We start from the raw sequence: 21360 nt of genomic DNA, 5'->3' as shown, positions 1-21360 counted from the left end.
GCCTGAACATCTCAATTTTATGGGAATGGTCTTGTTGGTCAAACCCTAGATCCCTCCACCCGCATAGCGGGTGGTTTTTTGTTTCGCACGCTTCGCGTACTCAACTGGCTAAAGCCACTAACAAAAACCGCAGGCATGATCTGCCTGCGGTGGTTCATTATTCAGGGTTTGGCTTGGATATCAAACTACATCCGTTTGGCTCCGCGTCCTCCGCGTTTGCCCTCCGTGTTCTTCTTCAGCGAGGAAATGCGCTCCTCGCTATCCTTAAGGAAACGGGAAACTTTATCTTCAAATGAAGCCTTGTTCGGTTGCGGCTTAAAAGGACGTCCTCCCCGATCTCGGTTAAATCCGCCGCCTGGCCGGTCTCCGTCTCTTCCACCCGGACGATCGGTGCGCGGTGCGCGAGGCGGTCTAGTTGCCTCTACCGGTTTGTCAACCGCTTGTTTAATGGAAAGTCCGATCTTGCCGTCCTTGTCGACATTGATTACCTTAACGGTAACCGTATCGCCAATCTTCAGATGATCATTGACGTCTTTAACGTAATTGTCGGCGATCTCCGAGATGTGAACGAGACCCGTGACACCTCCTGACAGATCCACAAATGCTCCGAAATGCGTGATGCCTGTCACTTTTCCTTCTAACTTGGTGCCCACTTCAATTGACATAAAATAAAATGATCCTCCCTTAAAAATATACAGCCAGGCCTCGAAATCATGACTGCGGTGATTTGATTATACATAATGACTGAAACAAGGTCAACAGCCGTATATCCCGCATGGCATCAGTCATTTCCCGACTCCGAGCCGGAGACGCGCACCGGAATTTCGCCGGGTTTATAAAGTCCGTACTTTTTCATAGCAATTTGACCGATATACTCGGGGTCTTTAAGGCGATTCAATTCATATTTCAACTGGTTGAGGGCCTGTTCGTTCTCTGCCCTTGCCGTTTTCCGCTCCGCCAACTGTACCGATTTCTTCCCGATCTCTCCGGACTGGGAAATGAACGTGTATCCCGCCCAGCCGAGAAAAAGCACCATAAATGCGGCCCAGATTCGGAGTCGACGGCGCGCCCCTGCCGTTTTCGCGGGGGGGTGATGATTATTACGGGATGTGTTTGCCGCTGCTTCGCGCATAGGGCACCTCCAGTCACTTTTATTCATCATCTGATCTGCGGAACCAACGCTTCCAATACTCCGCTGTGATATTCCGCACAGCCCGGAGCCTGTCCGGCAGACGCAGCGGTTTCCATATAGGTCTTGTGGCCCAGGTCAGAAGTTTCCAAATCGGGGACAGCGTAACCCTCCCCATAAACAATAACACGATCCAGGTAAAACCCAAAAGCATTTTTATGCACTTTAGCAGCCATTGTAGCGGTTTCACCACGAAAAAAACCAACATTTTCCCGATAATCCCGTATACCCTTTGGACTATCTTCATTAAATTTACCACAAAACGTTCCGTTATAACACTGAGAAACAAAAAATGAATCCAAACGCCTATAAATAACCCCAGGAATACGTAAAACCGGAGCTCCCCCTGGTTAACATGATATAGCGTACGGAACACGAACAAGGAAGCGGCCAGCCAATAGAAGAGGTCCAGCATATGTACGCTCCAGCGGGGAAAGCGGAGCTGTCCCGATACGACCCGGTAGCTGTCGAAGGCGATGCCCAGAATGCCCCCGCATATCAGCATCCACAAAAGCGTCGCCCATTGCGTCTGCAAATTCATCGGAACAGCTTGCCGAGCAGGCCTTTGCCGGATGAAGATGACCCGGGATCCAGATAGGATAGCGAGTTGACGAGCCCTTCAATACTGACCAGCCCCTGCTCCAGGTTCAAATTCTTGATATGTAAATTCTGACCGCGAATCGTCAAATGCCCCAGCTCCGTTTGAAGCAGAAATTCTTCACTGTCAAAACTCTCCACATTCAGGACGCCCGTAATCTCCAGCAGTTTTCTGTGCAGTAGATGCAGCTCCTGACGCTTCCCTTTTCCTTGGTCGATCATGGCATGTACCCCTCCTTCTTACCACTAGCTTATGGGAGGGGCTTCACGTTTAGAACCGCTAAAGGGATCCTCCTTGCGTTAAAAGAAATTCCTTTCCCGGAAACGGCGGGTCTAAACACAAAACGCGCCCCGTTACTTGAACGGAGCGCGTTACATATCTCTTGCCTAGTTCCAGTCCAGACCGGATTCCTTGGCAATCGGTTCTTCCTTCACTAAGGTATACAGGGTGGCGGCCTCTTCCTTGCGAGTTGTTTCCGCCAGACGTTCGACGCGGACCGTCACCAGCTTTTGGCCGAATTGTACGGTAATCTCGTCGCCCACCTTAACGGTGCTGCTCGGTTTGGATTCACGCCCGTTGATTAAGACTCTCCCTTGTTCGGAGACATCTTTCGCCACCGTGCGCCGCTTGATCAACCGGGACACCTTCAGGAATTTATCGAGACGCATTATTTTACAGCTTCTTTAAGTTTGTTGCCCGCTTTGAAAGCTGGAACATTCGATGCAGGGATTTCGATCGTTTTGCCGGTTTGCGGGTTGCGGCCTGTACGACCGGAACGTTTGCGGGTTTCGAACGTGCCGAAGCCGATCAGTTGTACTTTGTCTCCGCCAGCAAGCGCCTCGGTGATTTCGCCAAGGAAGCCGTTCAATACGGTTTCAACGTCTTTTTTAGTCAAACCGCTCTTGCTGGAAATGTTGTTGATCAGATCTGTTTTGTTCATTTAATAATGCCTCCCAATAATAGAAAAAATAGATGGATATTACCGGCCAAAACCCTCATGGCATAAGGCCGCGTGGATATCTTTGTATGAGTATTCTGCCTGGAAACCCAAAATCCTGCCCAGCGGGTAACTTTTTTTTGCTTTTTCGCAAAAAAAACACGTTTTTTAGCGAGATTTTGACGATTCCTCGGCTCTTTCGGCCGCTTTGGCCTCGTCCCAGAGCGCGTCCATCTCCGCCAAATTGCTTTCGCCGGGCGTCTTTCCGGCCTCGCGCAGCCGCTTCTCCACATAGTCGAAACGTCTGACAAATTTCGCGATCGTCCGCGACAACGCCTCTTCCGGATCGGCGCCGATAAATCGTGCGGCGTTCACCAAGGAGAACAGCACATCGCCCAGTTCAAGCGCTTGGTCCTCCGCCGGCTGACCTTCCGCCACGCTGGCCCGAAGCTCGGCCAGTTCCTCCTCGATTTTGGTCCATACCCCATCCATGGAGTCCCAATCAAAGCCGACTTTGGCCGCTTTCTTCTGCAGCTTGTAGGCTTTCATCAGGGCCGGCAGGTCACGCGGCACTCCGCTCAACGCGGACAGATTTTCCGGTTTCAGCCCCTTCCGGCGCTTCTCCTCCGCTTTCATCGCTTCCCAATTTTGAAGCGCCGCCTCGGCATCCTGCGCGTTCAGATCGCCGAATACGTGCGGATGGCGGAACAACAGCTTCTCGTTGAGCTCCTGGATGACGTCATAAGCCGTGAACATCCCCGTCTCTTCCTCCATTTGCGAATGCAGCATGATTTGCAGCAGCAAATCCCCCAGCTCCTCGCGCATATGGTCTGGATCGTCCTCATCAATCGTCTCCAGCACCTCGTAGGTTTCCTCGATCAGGTTTTTCCGGATCGATTGGTGCGTCTGCTCCCGATCCCAGGGGCAGCCCTCCGGACTGCGGAGAATCGACACGATTTCGTGCAGCCGCTCAAAGCTGCGGATCCGCAGGCGATCGTCGTCGCTTGCCGGAACATAGACGAGCGACAGGTTCCCGTAGCCCTCGATCCGATCCAATTCGTACAGCGGAATCCGCAGCACCCGCTCCGAGCCTTCTACACCCAGCGCATGGCCGACTACGACCGGGTAATCGTCGGGGTATACCTCCATCAAGCCGAGCTTGACTTCCGAAGCGGTGAACCCGTCATAAACCTGGCCGATGAGCGTATGACGCCGCGGATCGATCCGAATGCGCGCCAAGTCGGACGCATCGAGCAATTGAAATCCTTCAATCGGGTCAAAGCCAAGCCGGACGAAGGCTTCGTCTAGGAAGCTTTCGCCGCCCGTGATCCGAAGTTCCACACCCTCCGCGGGACAGCGCTCCCGCAGCAGCTTTACCGTCGCTTCCGCGACCATCGGATGGCCGGGTACCGCGTACAGTACCGAACGTCCGCCTTCCGATTTGGCCGATCGAATCAGCCGGTCGGCAATTTCCCGATAGACGGACGGAAAATCCGCCATCGTCTCATAGACCTCATCAAACGACGTAAAGGTCACCCCGGTCTCTTCGAGCCAGCTTACTACCGGGTGATCTTTCGTCCGCACCATTCGTTCCCCGGCCGCCTGAAGCAGCTTCAGGCTTCCCAACGTCAGCCGGTCGGGGTCTCCCGACCCGAGCCCGACGACCGTAATTTGTGCCGTCATTCGTTCGTCACACTCCTGTCTCTGATCCCGGAAGGGATCAAGCTCTCCTTCTAACTATACCATCCCAAGTCCCCGCGGCCAAAATATCGCCGCGATGCCCTATGGCATGAGCCGCAGCTTTCGAAGCGCGCGCAGCAGCTTCGGTCCGACGCGCGGCAGGGCCGCGAGCTCGGCCGCGCTGATCAGGCGCGCCCGCACCACCGCGGCCGCAAACACGGCTGCGCCGAGCGCCACGCCGAGCAGGCTCTCCGCCAGGGCCGCCAGGCGGCCCGGCGGCAGCGCGGCGTCCACGCCGAGGCGCAGCAGCAGCACCGCGGCCGCCATCGCCAGGGCGGCCGCCCCGGGCCGCAGCGCCGCGTCCCGCAGGCGCGGGCGCAGGCCCGTGCGCCGCAGCAGCAGCGCCAGGTTGAGCGCTGCCGCTGCGCCGTAGGCGGCGATGCCGGCGATCGCCGCGCCGCTGATGCCGAGCTGGGGCACGAGCAGCGCGTTCAGCGCCGCTTTAAGCCCCGCTGCGGCCAGCAGGTGCACCGCGGGGGCTCGCACCGCTCCGAGCCCCTGCAACAGAGCGGCCGTGATGGTCACCAGCGCGCCCGGCGCAGCCGTCCAGGCCACCCAGGCCATCGTCCCGGTCCCCGTGCTGTCTTCATACAGCATCACGTTGATCGGCTCGGCCAGAAGCGCCAGGCCTACCGAGGACGCCAGCCCGATCAGCCAAAACCAGCGCATTGCCAGCCGCGTCTGTCTGGCAATGCCGTCCCAGTCGTTCCGCAGGTTCATCTCCGCCAGAACGGGGATAAACAGTACCGACAAGGACGAGGCCACCATAGTGACCAGTTGGACCAGCGGAATGCCCCGATTATACACGCCCACATCCACCATCGCCCGCAGTTCGTCACCATGACCCGCCAAAAGACGGGGCAGCGTAAACGTGTCCACCAGACTAATCAGCGGGATAGCCAAAGAGGCCAGGCAGATGGGGATCGCGTAACGCAGCATTTCCCGCAATAGACGGAATCCCTGCGAATGTACTCCCGCGGCCGGAGCCGGTCGGTGGAGGTCCCCCCTGCCTGGATTGGCGTCTCCCGGTTGACCGGCCCTGATTCCGGCACGTTTGCGGTGACCGCGCCAAAATCCGAGCATCACCGCTAGTCCAGCGACGGCGCCGACGGCCGAACCGGCAAGAGCTCCGCCGGCAATCACCGCTTCCGAGCCGCCGGCCGCGGTGAAATAAAGCAGCAGGCCGATCATCACCGCCACGCGAACGGCTTGTTCGGCCACTTGGGATACGGCCGTCGGCATCATATTCTGCAGCCCCTGAAAGTAACCCCTTAGCGAGGCGCTAAGCGGGACGAACAGCAGCGCAGGGGCCGCACTGCGCAGCGCCGGTACCAGATGGCCGTTTCCGATCCAGACGGCCAGCAGTGGGGCCCCCAAATACATTAGAGCGAAGCCGAGGATCCCCAACAAGGCCATCATCAGCGTGGCCATGCGAAGCACTTCGCGCTTCCCGTTCTCCAGCCCCAGCGCATGCCGCTCGGCTACGTATTTGGATACCGCGGTGGGAAACCCGGCCGTTGCCAAGGTAACGAGGATCGTATAAAAGGGGTAGACCGTGTTGTAGATGCCAAAAACGCCGTCTCCCCCGATGTTTTGCAGCGGTATTTTTTGCAGTGTCCCCAGCAGTTTGCTCAATATCGCCGCCAAGCTCAGCACGGCGGCTCCTTTGAGCAAGCGCGAGGATGAGGTTTCTCGTTCGTTCATAACCTACCCACTTTGCGGTTTCGTCATAGATTCCATTATATGACGAAAGCCGCAAGAAAAAAAACACTCCCCGCATCGGACGGCCTTACCGTCCAATGACAACAGGAGTGTGCTAGATTGCCAAATTCCCTTGTTACTGCTCCATTTGCTTGCCCAAAAAGCCGGCGGCCGTCTCGGCCATTTTCGACTCGAGCGCCGACATTTTTACCGAATCATCCTTGTTCATCAAAATCACGGCCCCGATCGGATCTCCGCCGGAAATAATCGGTGCCACCACAAAGGTGGACAGCGTCTCCGAGTGATCCCGGACGATTTCGTAGCTTCCGCTATTCGTCTCCAGCTGGATTTTCCGGTTATCCATATTGCTCTCCAGCATCGAACTGATCGGCTTGTCCAGGTATTCCTTCTTCGATGCACCCGCCAAAGCAATAATGGAGTCCCGGTCGGAAATCAGGGTAATATGGCCGGTGCTTTCGTAAAGCGACTCCGCATATTCCTTGGCGAAATCCCCCAACTCGCCGATGGGCGAATACTTTTTCAGAATCACCTCGCCGTCGCGGTCCACGAAAATTTCCAAAGGGTCCCCTTCCCGAATCCGTAAGGTTCGGCGGATTTCCTTAGGGATGACCACACGGCCCAAATCATCGATACGGCGTACAATTCCAGTAGCTTTCATGTCACATGTTGCCCCGCTTTCTAAAGAAGTATTGAACTACTGACTGGTGAATATTCATTTACCCTTCGGTATGTTATTACATCATTGCCGGTAAAAAAGTTGCGGTAAGTTTCATTTTGATTTTCACACCGCCGGCGGTTGATTTGGTTAGCAAATGGAGGGATTCGGCTCTTGTGATTCTGACCATAGTATTCATCCCTTCCCAGCAGCTTATGCATGCTAAATTACTTATTCAATCTGTATATTTACCTCAAAAAAAGCACAGCAAAACAGCGCGGATTTCTCCGCGCTGCCTGATATGCCCGTAACCGGTTTGATTATTTGCCTTCGGTTCCGGCATTGTTCCCGGTTCCGGCGCCTCCTGCGTTGCCGCCGGACGTGCCTCCGCTATCCGGGGTACCGGTGCTGTTTCCGCCCGATCCGGAATTCTCCTTCTTCTCCGTCTTAGGCAGGTTGATTTTCTTAATGATCTTTTTCTCCAGGTCTCCGGCTATAAACTCGTCCAGTTTCCCGGAAGCCAAAGACAATTTGATGATGTCCTTCTCATTGGTGGTAAGATCCTCGAATTTCTTTTCGGTCCGTTTCTCAACCCGCATGATGTGGTAACCGTACGAAGTTTCGACCGGATCGCTGATGGTGTTCAAGGGAAGGGTCATAGCCTTTTCCTTGAATTCGGGTACCCAGCGGCTTACCGGATAATCCGCGTACAACCCGCCGTCGTCTTTCGAACCGGGGTCGGTCGAGTATTTCTTGGCCAGCTCGGCGAAGTCCTCGCCTTTTTCCAGCCGGCTCTTCAGCTCCTTCGCTAATTTCAGGGCGTCCTCTTTCTTGACTTCCTTGCCCTCGGCATCCTTGAATCCGATCAGGATATGACGCACGGAAGCGGTGATGTAATCCTCCTTCGTAGCCTCAAATTCCTTCTTGATGTCCTCATCGGTGATATTCACGGACTCCGTTTCCAGAACGGTATAGTAGCGAATCATGTAATTTTTGATATCGTCTTCGGTCACCTTCTGACTGCTCAGCATTTCTTTGAATTTGTCGGCACCGTAATAGTTCTTCATGTTGTTGAAAGCTTCGGTTCCCTTCGTCTTTCCCGTCTCCTTGAACTTGCTGTCCGCCTTGGCCGCCAGGTATTTAAAAGCGACTTGCTGTTTCAGCAAATTTTCCTTGTACTCGTCCATCTGCATCAACTGCTGCATCATCGGGTCCGAGACGGCGAGTAAAATCCGCTGCTCCAAATCGAATTCCGCGGCCGTGATCTCCCCACCCTCATACGTAGCCACTACATTTTTCTTACCGCAGCCAGCCACTACAGCCAATGCCAATACAAGCGTGAGCGCCATCAACGCCGTCTTCCATGAACGGCTTTTATTTCGAAACATCCTGTAGTTCCCCTTTCGCTTTGAACGAGTCCTTTAGAGCCTCCAAAAACTGCTCCAGCAAGCCCATCATTTCTTTATCGTCCATTCCCTTGACTTTGATGCGAATCAGAATTTCCGATCCTTGGTTAAATTGTACACGTCTTCCGAACAGATTTCCAACTTCCGCAATTTTAGACGGAATCATATCCCGTTCGCGGCCTTCGTAAAACTTCAGGACGATCTCTTCATTCCGCAAGTTAATGGACTCGATGCCGTATTTTCTGCCGTACAGCTTGACCCGGGCGACGGCCAGCAGGTTCCGAACGGCTTCCGGAAGCTCGCCGAAACGGTCGAGCAGTTCGTCCTCCAGCTCGCCCACCTCTTCAAAGGTGGAAGCGGAAGCGGTCTTCTTGTAAATTTCAATCTTCTGGATGCTGTCGTAAATATAATCCGAAGGCAGGTAAGCATCGATGCCGAGATCGATCGTCGTATTCCATTTCGATTCATCCGGCAAGGCTTCGCCAAGCATCGTGACTTTGCGCTTCTGGATCTCCTCCGCGAGCATTTGGGAATACAAGTCGAACCCGACCGAAGCGATAAAGCCGTGCTGCTCCGCCCCGAGCAGATTCCCGGCCCCCCGGATGGACAGATCGCGCATGGCGATTTTAAAACCGGATCCCAACTCGGTGAATTCCTTGATGGATTGCAGCCGTTTTTCCGCGACCTCGGTCAGCGACTTGTCCTTTTGGTACGTAAAATAGGCGTAAGCGATCCGGTTGGAACGGCCGACACGGCCCCGCAGCTGATAAAGCTGGGAAAGGCCCATTTTATCGGCATCGTGGACGATCAAGGTGTTGACGTTCGGAATATCCACGCCGGTCTCAATGATACTGGTGCTGACGAGCACGTCGTATTCGCCGTCCAGGAAATCCAGGATCGTCTTCTCGAGCTCTTGCTCGGACATCTGTCCGTGACCGATTCCTACCCGGGCGTCCGGAACCAGCATGGATATTTGCGCCGCCATTTCCTGAATGCCCTGTACGCGATTGTACAGGTAATAAATTTGTCCGCCGCGCGCCAATTCCCGCTCGATCGCTTCCCGAACCAGGGCCTGGCTGTGTTCCACCACATAGGTTTGGACGGGAAAACGGTTCTCCGGCGGCGTTTCGATGACCGACAGGTCTCTGACGCCCAGCATGGACATGTGCAGCGTGCGCGGAATAGGCGTGGCCGTTAAGGTCAGCACGTCCACGTTGGTTTTCAGCTTCTTCAGCTTTTCCTTGTGCGTCACGCCGAACCGCTGCTCCTCGTCCACGATCAGCAGACCCAGGTCCTTAAATACGAGATCCTGCGAAAGGAGGCGATGGGTCCCGATAACGATATCCACCGTCCCCTGGCGGACCCCTTTAATCGTTTCGTTTTGCTCTTTCCGGCTGCGGAACCGGCTCAGCGTCTGAATATTGATCGGATACCCCGCAAACCGTTCCCGGAACGTTTCATAATGCTGCTGCGCCAAAATCGTCGTCGGCACCAGCACGGCCACCTGTTTGCCCTCGATGGCCGCCTTGAACGCGGCCCGGATCGCGACTTCCGTTTTTCCGTAGCCTACGTCGCCGCACAGCAGCCGATCCATCGGCCGAGATAGTTCCATGTCCTTTTTGATTTCCTCGATCGCCCGGAGCTGGTCGCGCGTCTCATCGTAGGGGAACATGGCCTCGAATTCCTGCTGCTCCGGCGTGTCTTTCTCGAACGCGTAACCGGGGGAAGCCTGACGTTCCGCATACAGCTTGATCAGATCGTCGGCAATATCCTGAACGGAGGAACGCACTTTATTTTTGACCCGGGTCCATTCGTTGCCCCCGAGCTTGTAGATTTTCGGTTCTTTATCCTCCGAACCTACGTATTTCTGGATCATATCGATCTGTTCGATCGGTACGGAGAGCTTGTCGCCCCCCGCATAGAGGATATGCATGTAATCCTTATGGATACCGCCGACCTCCAGAGTCCCGATCCCCAGGTACTTCCCGATCCCGTGGTTCTGGTGAACGACATAATCGCCCACCTTCAGTTCGGTGTAGCTCTTGATCCGCTCCGCGTTGTCTATGTTCTTGCTGGCTTTGCGGGCTTTCCGCTGCTTCTGGGAGAACATTTCACCTTCAGTGATGACGACGAGATGGACGGAAGGAAGCTCAAAGCCCGACTGCAGGTTCCCCAGCAGCAGCGTCGGTTCGTCGATGCCGTAATCCTGGAGAACCCGCCGCATCCGTTCGAGCCGTTCTTCTCCGCTGGCCAGCATGATAACGTTGGCCCCGCTCTTCTTCCAGCGCTCCATTTCCGCCTTGAGCACATTCATTTGGCCATGGAAATCCTGCATCCCCCGGCTCACAAAATTGATGATATTCTGCGGCTGCGTGTGGGGAACCTGACGCAAAAACAGCGAGAAGAACAAAGTCGGATACGGCCGCTGGTACAGCACCTCGGCGCCATCGCGGGCGAGAGGAAGCTCAGGCAGGCTTTTGCCGTTCTGGAACAGATGCAAATTCCACTCCGCTTCATCCCGCTCCAACTGGCGGGACGTCTCCAGCAGCCGGGCCGGTTCGTCCAGAATCAGCAAAGTATCCTCCGGCATGTAATCGTACAAGGTGTTGTTCTCGGGGTAAATCAAGGAGATATATTTATAGATTTCCGGAAAATAAACATGCTCCCGCATCATTTCGATTTCCCGGGAGATTTCCTCTTCCAGCTTATTTTTGGCTTGGCGGTCGGTCATTTTCTCCAGTTGCCGGTCAAGCCTCTCTTGGACTGCTTCAGCCGCCCGCTCCAGCCGTTCGCGGGAAGCGATAAGTTCTTTACAAGGGGTAACGTCGACCTGCTTGATTTGCTCGATGGAACGCTGATCGGACGGGTCGAAAGTACGGATCGAATCGATTTCATCATCGAACAACTCGACCCGATAAGCGACGTTCGAGGTCAGCGGATAGAAATCGATGATCCCCCCGCGGATGCTCATCTCCCCGCGCGATTCGACGCGTTCCACCCGCTCGTAACCCAACTCGACCATCCGTGCCAGAAAATCATCCAGCACCAGCGTGCCGCCCAATTCGATCGTCAGCCGGGCATTCGCCATCGCTTCCGTCGTCGGGATAAACCGGCGCACACCGGAATAAGGCACGACCACAACCCCCCGGAAAGACCGGGAGCACTGCAGCAGTACCTCGATGCGCTGAGCCAAGGTCTCGGGGCTCGAAACCGCCGCTTCGGCGGCTACCAGCTCATTGGCCGGATAGAGCATCACCTGTTCCGGTGACAGCGCTTCCTGTAAATCTTCGAATATTTTCTGGGCGGAGAACATGTTATGCGTGACGACCAGCAAAGGCCGATTCGTTTCCTGATACAGTGCCGCCAACGCGACCTGCCGCGAGGACCCCGATAAACCGGAAATCAACTGCTCCTTCATTCCGGCATTTACCCCTGCCACCATAGAGGTAAAGTCCGAGTCCCGGGAGAATGCTTGAATAAGTGCTTGTAACAATGGAGGCACCTCTCTCATTTCGAATTGCAATATTTTGTAGAAACCTTTTTATATCTATTATCCGTAAACCGAATTGGTGAAGGCAAGCGGGGTTCATGTCACCCTTATTTATATCGCCTTCCCCGCGCGAGATCTATGATGTCCGTACCGGGATCGGGCCTTGTCCCCTGACAACAGGGCCGGACTCCACCAAAAAGGAGCCTCAGCAAACGTGAAAGGAGCCTCAGCAAACGTGCCAAGGCTCTGTATCCCATTTCATCAGGTAGCCGCAGGTTCCCTCCCGCAGATCATTGCAAGAGGTTTGAAAGCAGCGTCAGCTCGGGATTATCCTTTAGAGCTTCGCTGCAGTAATCGCAAGTTACCCGGACCGTTGTTTCGCCATTCGAATCATACGCTATTATATCCCGCCGCTCCTCGGGGGTCAAGAAATGGAAGCCCAGCTGGGATTCCGTTATCCCGGGAGAATCGATTCTACCAATAAATGTACGGCAATGCCTGCAAACATAGTTTATTGCCATGTATATGCCTCCTGAAGGTTCGATATACCCCTCAGTATGCCCTAAAAAATCCCCGCTTAGCCCCAAAGTTTCACCGGAATGCACTACCCGTTGAATTTCGCCATCGTCTGCTCAAACGTATGGTCGAGACTGTATTCCAGCGCGTCGCATGCCGCTTCAATCGACTGTTTGAGCAAGGGGGCTTCTTTTTTCGCAAAAGAGGAAAGGACGTAATCCACGATCGGATATCCCGGTTCCGGCCTGGATATGCCCATCCGAATCCGGTTGAACGTCTGCGTGCCCGTATGCTGAATGATCGACTTGATTCCGTTATGCCCCCCGGCGCTTCCTTGATAGCGAAGGCGGTTTCGGCCGATCTCCGTGTCCAGGTCGTCGTATACGACGATCATATCTTCCAGCGGGACTTTATAGTAATCCATAAAAGCCCGAACCGCCTCGCCCGACAAATTCATATACGTCATCGGTTTGATTAAAGCCACCTTCCCGCCGGGCAGCATGCCTTCACCGATCAGAGCCTTGCATTTGCTTTGCTTGATGGCGATCCCGTGCCGGCGGGCCAATTCGTCAAGCGCCATAAAGCCGATATTGTGTCTGGTGTTCTCATATTTGGACCCCGGATTGCCGAGGCCTACGATCCATTTCATCTGTGGTCCTCCAATGTATTAGTTCTACCTATCAATTGAGCTATCGACCCCGTCCGCATACAGAAAGGGCTGCACCTCCGAAAACGGAAGATGCAACCCAATGAATGCAGTAGGACGACTTTCTATTCGATCTCGAACAGCTTACTGATCGACAGTTCCTCGTGGACGCGAATGATCGCCTCACCCATCAGAGGAGCTACAGACAAGACCTTCAGCTTGCTGGTCGGATTCGGATGCGTGATCGGAATGGTATCCGTTACAATAACTTCCTTCAGCGGAGAGTTTTCCAGGCGTTCCATCGCCGGACCCGACAGCACAGGGTGCGTACAGCAAGCGTAAACTTCCTCAACCCCGCCTTCCTTCAGCGCGTTTGCGCCCAGGACGATGGTTCCGGCCGTGTCGATAATGTCATCGACGAGAATTGCGGTTTTGCCTTCAATGTTCCCGATGATATTCATGACCTCGCTGACGTTGGGCTCGGGACGGCGTTTGTCGATAATCGCCAGCGGAGCGTTGAGGAAATCCGCAAGTTTACGGGCGCGAACGACACCGCCATGGTCCGGAGACACAACGACCGGGTTCTGAATATGCTTCGAGCGGAAATATTGAGCCAGGATCGGTACGCCCAGCATATGATCCACAGGAATATCGAAGAAGCCCTGGATCTGCATCGCATGCAGGTCCATCGTAATTACACGGTGCGCACCGGCTTTCTCGATCAGATTCGCAACCAGCTTGGCTGTAATCGGATCGCGAGAGCGGGCCTTCCGGTCCTGACGGGCATAACCGTAGTAAGGAATGACCACGTTGATGCTCTTGGCCGAAGCCCGTTTCAGAGCATCTACCATCACCAGAAGCTCCATCAGATTATCGTTGACCGGAGCGCAAGTGGACTGTACCACATAAACGTGGCAGCCGCGAACGCTTTCGGACAGCTTGACTTGAATTTCGCCGTCACTGAAGCTCGTCGTCTCCGAGTCTCCCATCGGAATTCCGATGTAATCGGCAATTTGGTGAGCCAGCTTGGGATTGGAGTTACAGGTGAAGATCTTCAGTTTAGAATCACAATAAGTCATAAATTTTATTACCCTCCGTGCTGTGTAGATAGATCAACTATCCGTCATTGAAATGGTCACTGCATCCTGATTCCGCAAGTCATTCAAAGATAAGTCGTATTCCTACTGAAAAAAATCCACGATCAACTAAATGATTCCTGTTCCTTCTGCTTCTTTGCTTTGGCCCGTGCACGGAGTTTCTCGGCGTAACCCGGTTTGTTCTCCTGACGGTTACGGGCAATCGCCACGTCATTATCCGGCACCGATTGGGTAATGGTAGAGCCCGCCACGACATAAGCTCCTTTACCGACCTTCACCGGTGCGATCAAATTGACATTGCTGCCGATGAACGCATCATCCTCGATTTCGGTAATGGATTTATTATACCCATCATAGTTGACGGTAATCGCGCCGCAGCCGATATTTACATTCTTGCCTACCTTGGCGTCGCCGATATAACTCAAGTGCGAAACCTTGGAGCCGTCATCCAGCGTGGCGTTTTTGATTTCCACAAAATCGCCCACCTTCACATGCTCGCCCAGTTTGGCTCCCGGACGCAAATAAGCGAACGGTCCGACCGTCGTCTCTTTGCCGACTTCAGCCTGACAAAGAACGGACTGTTTAACCTTCGCGCCATCCTCAATACGGCTGTCTTCAATTTCCGCTGCCGGTCCGATGACGCAGTCCTCTCCGATTACGGTTGCTCCGGAGATATGACTGCCCGGATAAATGACCGTATCCGCTCCGATAACTACATCGGCTCCGATGTATGTGGAGCTCGGATCAATAATAGTAACCCCGTTCAGCATATGTTTACGGTTGATCCGCTCCCGCATGTAGCCTTCCGCCTCGGACAACGCCAAACGGTCGTTGACTCCGATCGATTCCGCAAAGTCTTCGGTCATATAGCCTTCGACAACTTCGCCCTCTCCGACCAAAATGCCGATGACATCCGTCAAATAATATTCTTGTTGTGCATTGCTGTTCGTTACCTTCTCCAGCGCAGCAAATAATTTCGCGTTATCAAAACAATACGTGCCGGTGTTGATTTCCTTGACGGCATCCTCTTCCGGCGAGCAGTCCTTCTGCTCCACAATCCGGGCGACGGAACCTTTGACGCTGTCGCGAATGATTCTGCCATAGCCTTGAGGACGGTCCATGCTAGCCGTCAACACGGTAGCGGCCGCTCCTTGGCGTTCATGGAGCTCCAGCATCGCTTGCAAAGTTTCCTCCGTCACAAGCGGGGTATCCCCACAAATGACGATCGTTGTGCCCTCTTCCTGACCCAATAACGTTCCGGCTTGCTTTACGGCGTGGCCAGTTCCCAGCTGCTGCGCTTGCAGCACATACTCGGCTTTCGTTCCCAGATAAGACTTGACCGCTTCGGCACCGTGGCCTACCACCACGATACTGCGCTCACATTGGACTTTCTTAACCGTGTCCAGGACATGCCCGACCATCGGTTTGCCGCATACAGGGTGGAGTACCTTATATAGCTTGGACTTCATACGTTTCCCCTGTCCTGCAGCAAGAACAATCGCAAATCTTTTCAAGGCCCCGGCCTCCTTCTCTTAAACTCATTACTGAATATATCTCATTTGGGACAAAAAGAAAAGAGAGCCATGTTACATGGCTCCCTTTTCTCGAACCCCAATTGGTTGAGACAAAACTGAGACTTAAGCCCCTTCTTCAATCACTTCTTCTTGCTCGGCAGCACGTTCGTACTCCGCCAGGACCGCGGCTTGGATCTTCTCGCGTGTACCCGAAGAGATCGGATGCGCAATGTCCCGGAATTCCCCGTCAGGAGTACGCTTGCTTGGCATAGCTACAAACATTCCATTGTTTCCGTCGATGACGCGAATGTCATGAACCACAAACTCGTTATCGATGGTAATGGATGCGATAGCTTTCATCCTGCCTTCAGAGCTGACTCGGCGGAGTCTTACATCCGTAATTTGCATATGTGTTCACCACCTTTTTCCATCAGAGACTTGGTGTAATATTCCACATAGCTTACGGAAATCCTTTTTTTTCACCGAATAAAATGCCCTAAAATCAGGAATTTTTTTGAACATTAGGAGATTTCGACACGATTCGTCGTAAACTCCGGATGTTTTACAGAATATCGACAAAATGCTTCTACCGCTACTTGCCGGTAAAATAATTCCCCGGCGCCACGGAAATTTCCTTGCCTTTGGCATCGACCGCCCGTAAAGTCGCGAGGGAAACATAATCTTCCAGCAGCCGTTGTTCCGACTCCACCTCGCCCGATTCTACCAGAACGCCAACCCCGGCTACCTCGGCATCAAACTCGCCCAACAAATCCACCATCCCCTGAATCGTTCCGCCGGCTTTCATGAAATCATCCACGATCAGGACTCTGGACTTCTCCTTAAGCGCTCTGCGGGACAGGGACATCGTATGCAGACTCTTGTGGGAACCGGATACGTAATTGATGCTTACGGCCGACCCTTCCGTAACCTGATGGTCCCTGCGAACGAGGACGACCGGCAGATTCAATTCGGCACCTGTGGCGTAGGCCAGAGGAATGCCCTTCGTCTCTACGGTCATCACGCAGTCGATCGCCCGTCCCGCAAAAGCCGTCGCGAACAATTTGCCGGCCTCGTTCATGAACGCGGGCTGCCCCAGCAGATCGGACATGTACAAATATCCGCCGGGTAAAATCCGGTCGGGCTCCGACAGCTTCTCGCACAGCTGATTGATGAATTGAAGCGCCTGCTCCCGTCCCATCTTCGGAATATATTTCACGCCGCCGGCCGCGCCTGCCAAGGTTTGAAGCTCTCCGTTCCCTTCATCCTCGAATACTTCTTTAATGATCGCCAAGTCTTCGCTGATCGAGGATTTGGCGGCTCCATACCGCTGCGCGAACGTCGTAAGCGGAATCAGCTGATGCGGACGGGTTAACAGATACTGCGTCATCTCCACCAATCGAGCGCTTCTTTTTAATTTTTTCACGAAGGACCCCTCGCTAAATCCGAATATTTTATAGAAAATATATCATCTTTGTACGGTTCTATTCAAGTTAATAATCGTACGGCGTATACTTCTTTGCAAAAACCGCGCAGGCCGTTATAGATTCTCGGCACCTTGGATTCCTTGGATACGAGCCCGAATACCGTCGGCCCGCTGCCGGACATCAACACCCCATCGGCCCCCAGGCGGATCATCGTGTCTTTTAAATGGGCCACCTCCGGGTAGAGCCGGAGCGTCACCTCCTCAAGCACATTGCCCAGCTCGCCGCAGACACCGGCAAAAGACCCCCGCTCGATCGCATCCCGCATCCGGCCGGCGGAAGGATGAACGTGAATTTGATCGCTTCTCAGCCGCCCGTAGATTTCCGCCGTGGACACATTGATCGGCAGCTTGGCCAGAACGACCCAACATTGAGGAGGATTGGCCAGCGGGGTCAATTTCTCGCCGCGTCCCGTCGCCAAGGCCGTTCCCCCCGTGACGCAAAACGGGACATCCGATCCCAGCTCCGCCCCGAGTTCCATCAATTCCTCATCCGGAATGCCCAGTTCCCACAGCCGGTTCAATCCCCGAAGGGTCGCGGCCGCATCGCTGCTGCCCCCGGCCAGCCCGGCCGCTACCGGAATCTTCTTATCCAAATGTATATATACGCCGCTTCGGACGTCATAACGCTCTTTAATCAGCTTGGCGGCCTGAAAAGCCAGGTTCTTCTCATCGAGCGGAATATAACCGGCCTGACTCGAGATAATAATCGTATCCCGCGGGAGAGCGCTCATTTCCAGCCGGTCGGCCAGATCCACCATCGTCATGATCATTTCCACTTCATGATAGCCATCCGGTCTTTTATGTAAAACATCAAGCATCAGATTTATTTTTGCCGGAGCTTTCTCATAAATTTTCAAGACGCTCACCCACCTTCGATAATCCATTCATTGTATCGCTAATGGAATCCGCTTTCAACGCGTCCCATCGGACTTACATATTATAAGAAAAACTCGGTTCTTCGTCTATGCACGGGAGACAGATGCGATAACTTCAAACTCCGGCTTCCCTCCATCTTACTTGATCCCCCGATAAAAACAACAGGCCTCCCAAGGGGAGACCTGTTAGGCGCGGCCGAATTAGGGCTGCTTGGCAGCGGCCCGCTCCGCAAGCTCGATGGCTCTCTTCACCATGTTTCCGGCGTCCTTGGCCCGGATTCCGCCCCAGCCTTCCTTGCGGACGGTATCATAGAACCCGAGATCCTTCGCCAACTCGACTTTCAAATCCTCGGACATGATGCTGCGTCTTCTGCGCGACATGGGCCATTCCTCCTTAGAAAGTCATGGATCAAGAACACTCGTAGTATGCGTACCGGGCTTCGCTTTCATTCACCCGCGTGTCCGCGCTGGGTGCACGGTCTCTCCTTGCGGGCAAAAACAAAAACCGGCCCCGCATCCCTTCGGACGCCAAGGCCGTTTGCTGCAATCATCATGATGTTCACGGTTTAATATACGACAGCCGCATTTCATTGTTATCGTCACAAACCATGACTTCAACGGATTCGGTAAGTATATCGGCATAACTGTAAGACACACGCTTAAAAGTCTGTTGTTCTTCATCCAGCTTCACGATAAAGACCGAAGGATAGGTTTCCTCCAATACGCCGGTGCGTTCGACGGTCTTTCGGCGACCTCCGTTTGCCCGCAGCGTAATTCTCTGCCCTACGTGAGCTTCGAGACTGTGTTTGATTTCTGACAGCGCATTTTTAGCCATTGCCTGTGACCACCTTCCTTCTGTATTGATTATACACGAAAAGGAGTCACTTGTCAAATCGAAATAAATAATTATATCAGCAGTAAAAAAGCGTTGTCAACGATTTTTTTTCGAGGCAGTCCGCAACCCCTTGAATCCCACGATTTTACATCGAGGGAATGACCTTTAACGCGGATAAATCCTTGAGTTTCGGCAACCCGATCCGGTAGCTGCCCCGGGTTTCGATGCCCCCGACTCCCTGGGTTCCGCTGATCGTATGCGTCAGCACATCCGTAATATGGATCGTGTCGCGGATCGAGGTCAATGCGGCTTTAGCCGCAATATACACGGGGTCCAGGGCGTGTATCAATACCCGGGAAGGCGAGCTGGCAAAATTCGCCCCCGCCTGCAGCAGCGCCTCAAAATGGGATTGGCAGGCGCCCGCCACAATGGTCAGCGCATCGAAATTACGCTCATACTGGCGGGCCGCCGCGATCGCCTCGACGAAATGCTTGGAGTTCTTGTAACTGGACAAGTTATACAAGTCCGCCGTCGGGCGGTTCTTCAATACCCCATCATGTCCGGTCACCACCAAAATATCGGGCTGGATGTTCGGCAGCAGGCGGTACAGCGCCCCGGCCATCGCCGATTCCGTGACGTAATAGCCGTGGGCCGGTACACGGAGCTTTTCGTACAGGCTCAGGCTCTTTTTCAGGTACCTCTCATCCCCGTCCAAATGCAGGACCTTTCCGGGTACCTCAAAAAAAGACGGCTCCCCCTGCGGAATAAAATCGCGGCCCAAAGACGATCGATTGCGCTCGGTCAGGTCCAGCCGATCCTTTTGCAGCCGCTGCAGAGATTCGGTTGCCTTGATCCGGGCACGCTTCGTTTTTTCTCCCGGCATATCCGCGTTCACGACCACCAAATCCGATATCGGCGCGTCGGCTAGCAGACGAAACTCTGTTCCCTTGATAATGGCCTGCTCCCTCACAAAACGCTCGACGCGGAACGTAATATCTCCACCGTACGATTTGCGGACGACCAAGTCTCCCAAATTCGTCAACTTCATCACCTCTACCCCATCGTATGGGCGAAAAGAGGGATTGGTTACAGCTTTGAACCGCCGATTCCCGCCGCATGCAGGGTATTGCTCAGCTTCGCGAACTCCTCCAGGCTGAGCGTTTCGGCCCGGCGCGACGGCTCGATGCCCGCCTCCGCCAGCAAAGACTCCAGGCGCTCTCGTCCCTCGCCCGGGAAGAAGCGGCTCTTGAGGTTGTTGGAGATCGTCTTGCGGCGCTGCGCAAATGCGGCCTGAACCACCTCAAAGAAGAAAGCCTCTTCCGCCACGGCCACCGGCGGCGCGCTGCGGACCTTCAGCCGGATCACCGCCGATTCCACATTCGGCTGCGGAATAAATACGCTGTGCGGCACGATGCATACCAGCTCCGGCTCGCTGTAATACTGCACGGCGATGCTGAGGCTGCCGTATTCCTTGCCGCCGGGTCCGGCCGCCATCCGCTCGGCCACTTCCTTTTGAATCATCACCACGATGTTCTCCAGGGGAAGGCCGGCTTCCAGCAGCTTCATCAAAATCGGCGTTGTCACGTAGTACGGCAGGTTGGCCACCACGCTGACTTTCTCGCATGCCTTGAATTCACTCGCAAATAACGCATGAAGATCAAGCTTAAGCACATCGCCATGGATCACATGAACCTGTGGGTAGGGCTCCAGGACTTCTTCCAGAATCGGCAAAAGCCGCTGATCGATCTCGACGGCGGCAACCCGCCCCGCCTGCTGCGCCAGCTTCTCCGTCAAAGCGCCGATCCCCGGTCCGATCTCCAGCGCCCCTTTGGACTTGTCCAATTCGGCGGCGCCGACGATTTTGCCGAGGATATTCTGATCGATCAAAAAGTTTTGACCCAAGCTTTTTTTGAATGAAAAACCATGCCGCTGAATAATTTCCTTCGTTCGGCGCGGTGTTGCCACTTCTTCTCTCATCGTCATTCGTTCTTCGCCTCTTTCGTCTCCAATTGGGCCAGCGCACCCGCAAACTCTTCGCGGCTGATCCGGAAGATGGCGAGCCGTTTATAAAACTGCTTCCCGTTGCAATACCCTATTCCCAGCCGTTCACCCATAAAACGCCGGCGCTCGGCCGCCCGCGGATGAACGATCAACCCGGCCTCCAGCAGGTCCTCCCAGTCGATCCGAGCGGGAGCCGCCTCTTCTTCCGGGGGGGCTTCGGTGCGGACTCGCTCCAACGCCTCACGGATGGCTTCCGGCGAGGCGTTCTCCACACCGATGTCGCCGGCCTTCGTCGCGTCCGCCTCCCGAAGGAAAGCATGCTTGCAGCCGGGTACCCGCTTCGCCACGATTTTGCGGATCCGCTCCCCCGCATGATCCGGGTCGGTGAAAATAATGACTCCCCGGCGTTCCATAGCCAGCTCAATTTTACGTAGGGTCGCCTCATTAATGGCCGACCCTCCCGTCTCAATGGTGTCGGCCTCCACCGCCCGTTTGACGGCGACCGTATCGTCCCGGCCCTCGACCACAATGACCTCCTTGATCATCCCCGCACTTACCTCTCTCGTTTTGGTTTAAAGACCGCTTATAGTTTCCATCATCACAATAACAAAAAGAAGAGGATTTCTCCTCTTCTTATCCGCGTCTTATTCATCATC

23 protein-coding genes are annotated in these 21360 nt (G+C 54.4%); all 23 read right to left on the bottom strand.

Going from position 1 to position 21360, the window contains the following annotated elements; all coding sequences use genetic code 11:
* Positions 1-185 precede the first annotated feature (185 nt).
* The 23 genes from LBW89_RS26885 to rnmV all read right to left on the bottom strand — a co-directional run bounded on the left by LBW89_RS26885 (position 186) and on the right by rnmV (position 21249).
* Entirely contained in the window at positions 186-665 is a 480-nt protein-coding gene (locus LBW89_RS26885) for a S1 domain-containing RNA-binding protein (protein ID WP_148454250.1), read from the bottom strand.
* A 116-nt stretch (positions 666-781) separates the two neighbouring features.
* On the bottom strand, positions 782-1132 hold the full coding sequence (locus LBW89_RS26880) for an FtsB family cell division protein (RefSeq protein WP_213509057.1): 351 nt from the start codon (positions 1130-1132) through the stop codon (positions 782-784).
* 19 nt (positions 1133-1151) lie between these two features.
* On the bottom strand, positions 1152-1730 hold the full coding sequence (yabQ, locus tag LBW89_RS26875) for a spore cortex biosynthesis protein YabQ (protein WP_213509058.1): 579 nt from the start codon (positions 1728-1730) through the stop codon (positions 1152-1154).
* Positions 1727-2008 carry a sporulation protein YabP gene (gene yabP, locus LBW89_RS26870; RefSeq protein WP_148454244.1) on the bottom strand — a complete coding sequence of 94 codons (282 nt, stop codon included), beginning with the start codon at positions 2006-2008 and terminating at the stop codon, positions 1727-1729. Before yabP ends, yabQ begins: the two co-directional genes overlap by 4 nt.
* A gap of 165 nt (positions 2009-2173) precedes the next feature.
* Positions 2174-2455: an RNA-binding S4 domain-containing protein gene (locus LBW89_RS26865; protein WP_213509059.1), complete on the bottom strand. Its 282-nt coding sequence runs from the start codon at positions 2453-2455 to the stop codon at positions 2174-2176.
* On the bottom strand, positions 2455-2727 hold the full coding sequence (locus LBW89_RS26860; protein WP_148454242.1) for an HU family DNA-binding protein: 273 nt from the start codon (positions 2725-2727) through the stop codon (positions 2455-2457). The genes LBW89_RS26865 and LBW89_RS26860 overlap by 1 nt, the downstream gene beginning before the upstream one ends.
* 165 nt (positions 2728-2892) lie before the next feature.
* Positions 2893-4407 (bottom strand): nucleoside triphosphate pyrophosphohydrolase, encoded by a 1515-nt coding sequence (mazG, locus tag LBW89_RS26855; protein WP_225040898.1) that lies wholly within the window; start codon positions 4405-4407, stop codon positions 2893-2895.
* A gap of 99 nt (positions 4408-4506) precedes the next feature.
* Entirely contained in the window at positions 4507-6168 is a 1662-nt protein-coding gene (locus LBW89_RS26850; RefSeq protein WP_225040897.1) for a polysaccharide biosynthesis protein, read from the bottom strand.
* Positions 6169-6301: 133 nt separating this feature from the next.
* On the bottom strand, positions 6302-6844 hold the full coding sequence (gene spoVT / locus LBW89_RS26845) for a stage V sporulation protein T (protein ID WP_148454235.1): 543 nt from the start codon (positions 6842-6844) through the stop codon (positions 6302-6304).
* 317 nt (positions 6845-7161) lie between these two features.
* Positions 7162-8229, bottom strand: coding sequence for a peptidylprolyl isomerase (locus tag LBW89_RS26840; RefSeq protein WP_225040896.1), 1068 nt, complete (start codon positions 8227-8229; stop codon positions 7162-7164).
* Positions 8216-11740, bottom strand: a complete 3525-nt coding sequence (gene mfd / locus LBW89_RS26835) for a transcription-repair coupling factor (protein WP_148454231.1) — start codon at positions 11738-11740, stop codon at positions 8216-8218. Before mfd ends, LBW89_RS26840 begins: the two co-directional genes overlap by 14 nt.
* A 287-nt stretch (positions 11741-12027) precedes the next feature.
* Positions 12028-12258 (bottom strand): anti-sigma-F factor Fin family protein, encoded by a 231-nt coding sequence (locus LBW89_RS26830; protein ID WP_148454230.1) that lies wholly within the window; start codon positions 12256-12258, stop codon positions 12028-12030.
* Between the two features lie 83 nt (positions 12259-12341).
* A complete protein-coding gene (pth, locus tag LBW89_RS26825) occupies positions 12342-12902 on the bottom strand; it encodes an aminoacyl-tRNA hydrolase (protein WP_148454228.1) in 561 nt (186 codons plus the stop codon).
* Between the two features lie 122 nt (positions 12903-13024).
* A complete protein-coding gene (locus LBW89_RS26820) occupies positions 13025-13978 on the bottom strand; it encodes a ribose-phosphate diphosphokinase (protein ID WP_148454226.1) in 954 nt (317 codons plus the stop codon).
* Positions 13979-14100: 122 nt separating this feature from the next.
* On the bottom strand, positions 14101-15510 hold the full coding sequence (gene glmU / locus LBW89_RS26815; RefSeq protein WP_148454224.1) for a bifunctional UDP-N-acetylglucosamine diphosphorylase/glucosamine-1-phosphate N-acetyltransferase GlmU: 1410 nt from the start codon (positions 15508-15510) through the stop codon (positions 14101-14103).
* 123 nt (positions 15511-15633) lie between these two features.
* Complete coding sequence (spoVG, locus tag LBW89_RS26810) at positions 15634-15918, bottom strand: septation regulator SpoVG (RefSeq protein ID WP_055105386.1); 285 nt, start codon at positions 15916-15918, stop codon at positions 15634-15636.
* A 184-nt stretch (positions 15919-16102) separates the two neighbouring features.
* A complete protein-coding gene (gene purR, locus LBW89_RS26805; RefSeq protein ID WP_148454222.1) occupies positions 16103-16933 on the bottom strand; it encodes a pur operon repressor in 831 nt (276 codons plus the stop codon).
* Between the two features lie 62 nt (positions 16934-16995).
* Positions 16996-17850 carry a 4-(cytidine 5'-diphospho)-2-C-methyl-D-erythritol kinase gene (gene ispE / locus LBW89_RS26800; protein ID WP_148454220.1) on the bottom strand — a complete coding sequence of 285 codons (855 nt, stop codon included), beginning with the start codon at positions 17848-17850 and terminating at the stop codon, positions 16996-16998.
* A gap of 219 nt (positions 17851-18069) precedes the next feature.
* Entirely contained in the window at positions 18070-18249 is a 180-nt protein-coding gene (locus tag LBW89_RS26795; RefSeq protein WP_213509064.1) for a protein sspF, read from the bottom strand.
* Between the two features lie 178 nt (positions 18250-18427).
* Positions 18428-18703 carry a biofilm formation stimulator Veg gene (gene veg / locus LBW89_RS26790; protein ID WP_148454215.1) on the bottom strand — a complete coding sequence of 92 codons (276 nt, stop codon included), beginning with the start codon at positions 18701-18703 and terminating at the stop codon, positions 18428-18430.
* Between the two features lie 145 nt (positions 18704-18848).
* Positions 18849-19751, bottom strand: coding sequence for a sporulation peptidase YabG (yabG, locus tag LBW89_RS26785; RefSeq protein WP_213509065.1), 903 nt, complete (start codon positions 19749-19751; stop codon positions 18849-18851).
* A 38-nt stretch (positions 19752-19789) separates the two neighbouring features.
* Complete coding sequence (rsmA, locus tag LBW89_RS26780) at positions 19790-20686, bottom strand: 16S rRNA (adenine(1518)-N(6)/adenine(1519)-N(6))-dimethyltransferase RsmA (RefSeq protein ID WP_213509066.1); 897 nt, start codon at positions 20684-20686, stop codon at positions 19790-19792.
* Entirely contained in the window at positions 20683-21249 is a 567-nt protein-coding gene (gene rnmV / locus LBW89_RS26775; RefSeq protein ID WP_148454209.1) for a ribonuclease M5, read from the bottom strand. Before rnmV ends, rsmA begins: the two co-directional genes overlap by 4 nt.
* Positions 21250-21360: the final 111 nt, after the last annotated feature.

The organism is Paenibacillus sp. alder61 (genome assembly GCF_020179875.1).
In the GTDB taxonomy this organism is placed as follows: Bacteria; Bacillota; Bacilli; order Paenibacillales; family Paenibacillaceae; genus Fontibacillus; species Fontibacillus faecis.
This window is presented reverse-complemented; position numbering and strand designations above follow the sequence as displayed.

Coding starts and splice junctions, on each gene's coding strand:
- LBW89_RS26820 (WP_148454226.1), bottom strand. CDS start 13,978: ATGACTTATTGTGATTCTAAACTGAAGATCTTCACCTGTAACTCCAAT.
- veg (WP_148454215.1), bottom strand. CDS start 18,703: ATGGCTAAAAATGCGCTGTCAGAAATCAAACACAGTCTCGAAGCTCAC.
- LBW89_RS26885 (WP_148454250.1), bottom strand. CDS start 665: ATGTCAATTGAAGTGGGCACCAAGTTAGAAGGAAAAGTGACAGGCATC.
- rnmV (WP_148454209.1), bottom strand. CDS start 21,249: ATGATCAAGGAGGTCATTGTGGTCGAGGGCCGGGACGATACGGTCGCC.
- LBW89_RS26860 (WP_148454242.1), bottom strand. CDS start 2,727: ATGAACAAAACAGATCTGATCAACAACATTTCCAGCAAGAGCGGTTTG.
- yabQ (WP_213509058.1), bottom strand. CDS start 1,730: ATGAATTTGCAGACGCAATGGGCGACGCTTTTGTGGATGCTGATATGC.
- rsmA (WP_213509066.1), bottom strand. CDS start 20,686: ATGACGATGAGAGAAGAAGTGGCAACACCGCGCCGAACGAAGGAAATT.
- spoVT (WP_148454235.1), bottom strand. CDS start 6,844: ATGAAAGCTACTGGAATTGTACGCCGTATCGATGATTTGGGCCGTGTG.
- LBW89_RS26850 (WP_225040897.1), bottom strand. CDS start 6,168: ATGAACGAACGAGAAACCTCATCCTCGCGCTTGCTCAAAGGAGCCGCC.
- pth (WP_148454228.1), bottom strand. CDS start 12,902: ATGAAATGGATCGTAGGCCTCGGCAATCCGGGGTCCAAATATGAGAAC.
- spoVG (WP_055105386.1), bottom strand. CDS start 15,918: ATGCAAATTACGGATGTAAGACTCCGCCGAGTCAGCTCTGAAGGCAGG.
- yabG (WP_213509065.1), bottom strand. CDS start 19,751: ATGAAGTTGACGAATTTGGGAGACTTGGTCGTCCGCAAATCGTACGGT.
- LBW89_RS26865 (WP_213509059.1), bottom strand. CDS start 2,455: ATGCGTCTCGATAAATTCCTGAAGGTGTCCCGGTTGATCAAGCGGCGC.
- LBW89_RS26830 (WP_148454230.1), bottom strand. CDS start 12,258: ATGGCAATAAACTATGTTTGCAGGCATTGCCGTACATTTATTGGTAGA.
- LBW89_RS26795 (WP_213509064.1), bottom strand. CDS start 18,249: ATGTCGCGCAGAAGACGCAGCATCATGTCCGAGGATTTGAAAGTCGAG.
- LBW89_RS26880 (WP_213509057.1), bottom strand. CDS start 1,132: ATGCGCGAAGCAGCGGCAAACACATCCCGTAATAATCATCACCCCCCC.
- mazG (WP_225040898.1), bottom strand. CDS start 4,407: ATGACGGCACAAATTACGGTCGTCGGGCTCGGGTCGGGAGACCCCGAC.
- yabP (WP_148454244.1), bottom strand. CDS start 2,008: ATGATCGACCAAGGAAAAGGGAAGCGTCAGGAGCTGCATCTACTGCAC.
- LBW89_RS26840 (WP_225040896.1), bottom strand. CDS start 8,229: ATGTTTCGAAATAAAAGCCGTTCATGGAAGACGGCGTTGATGGCGCTC.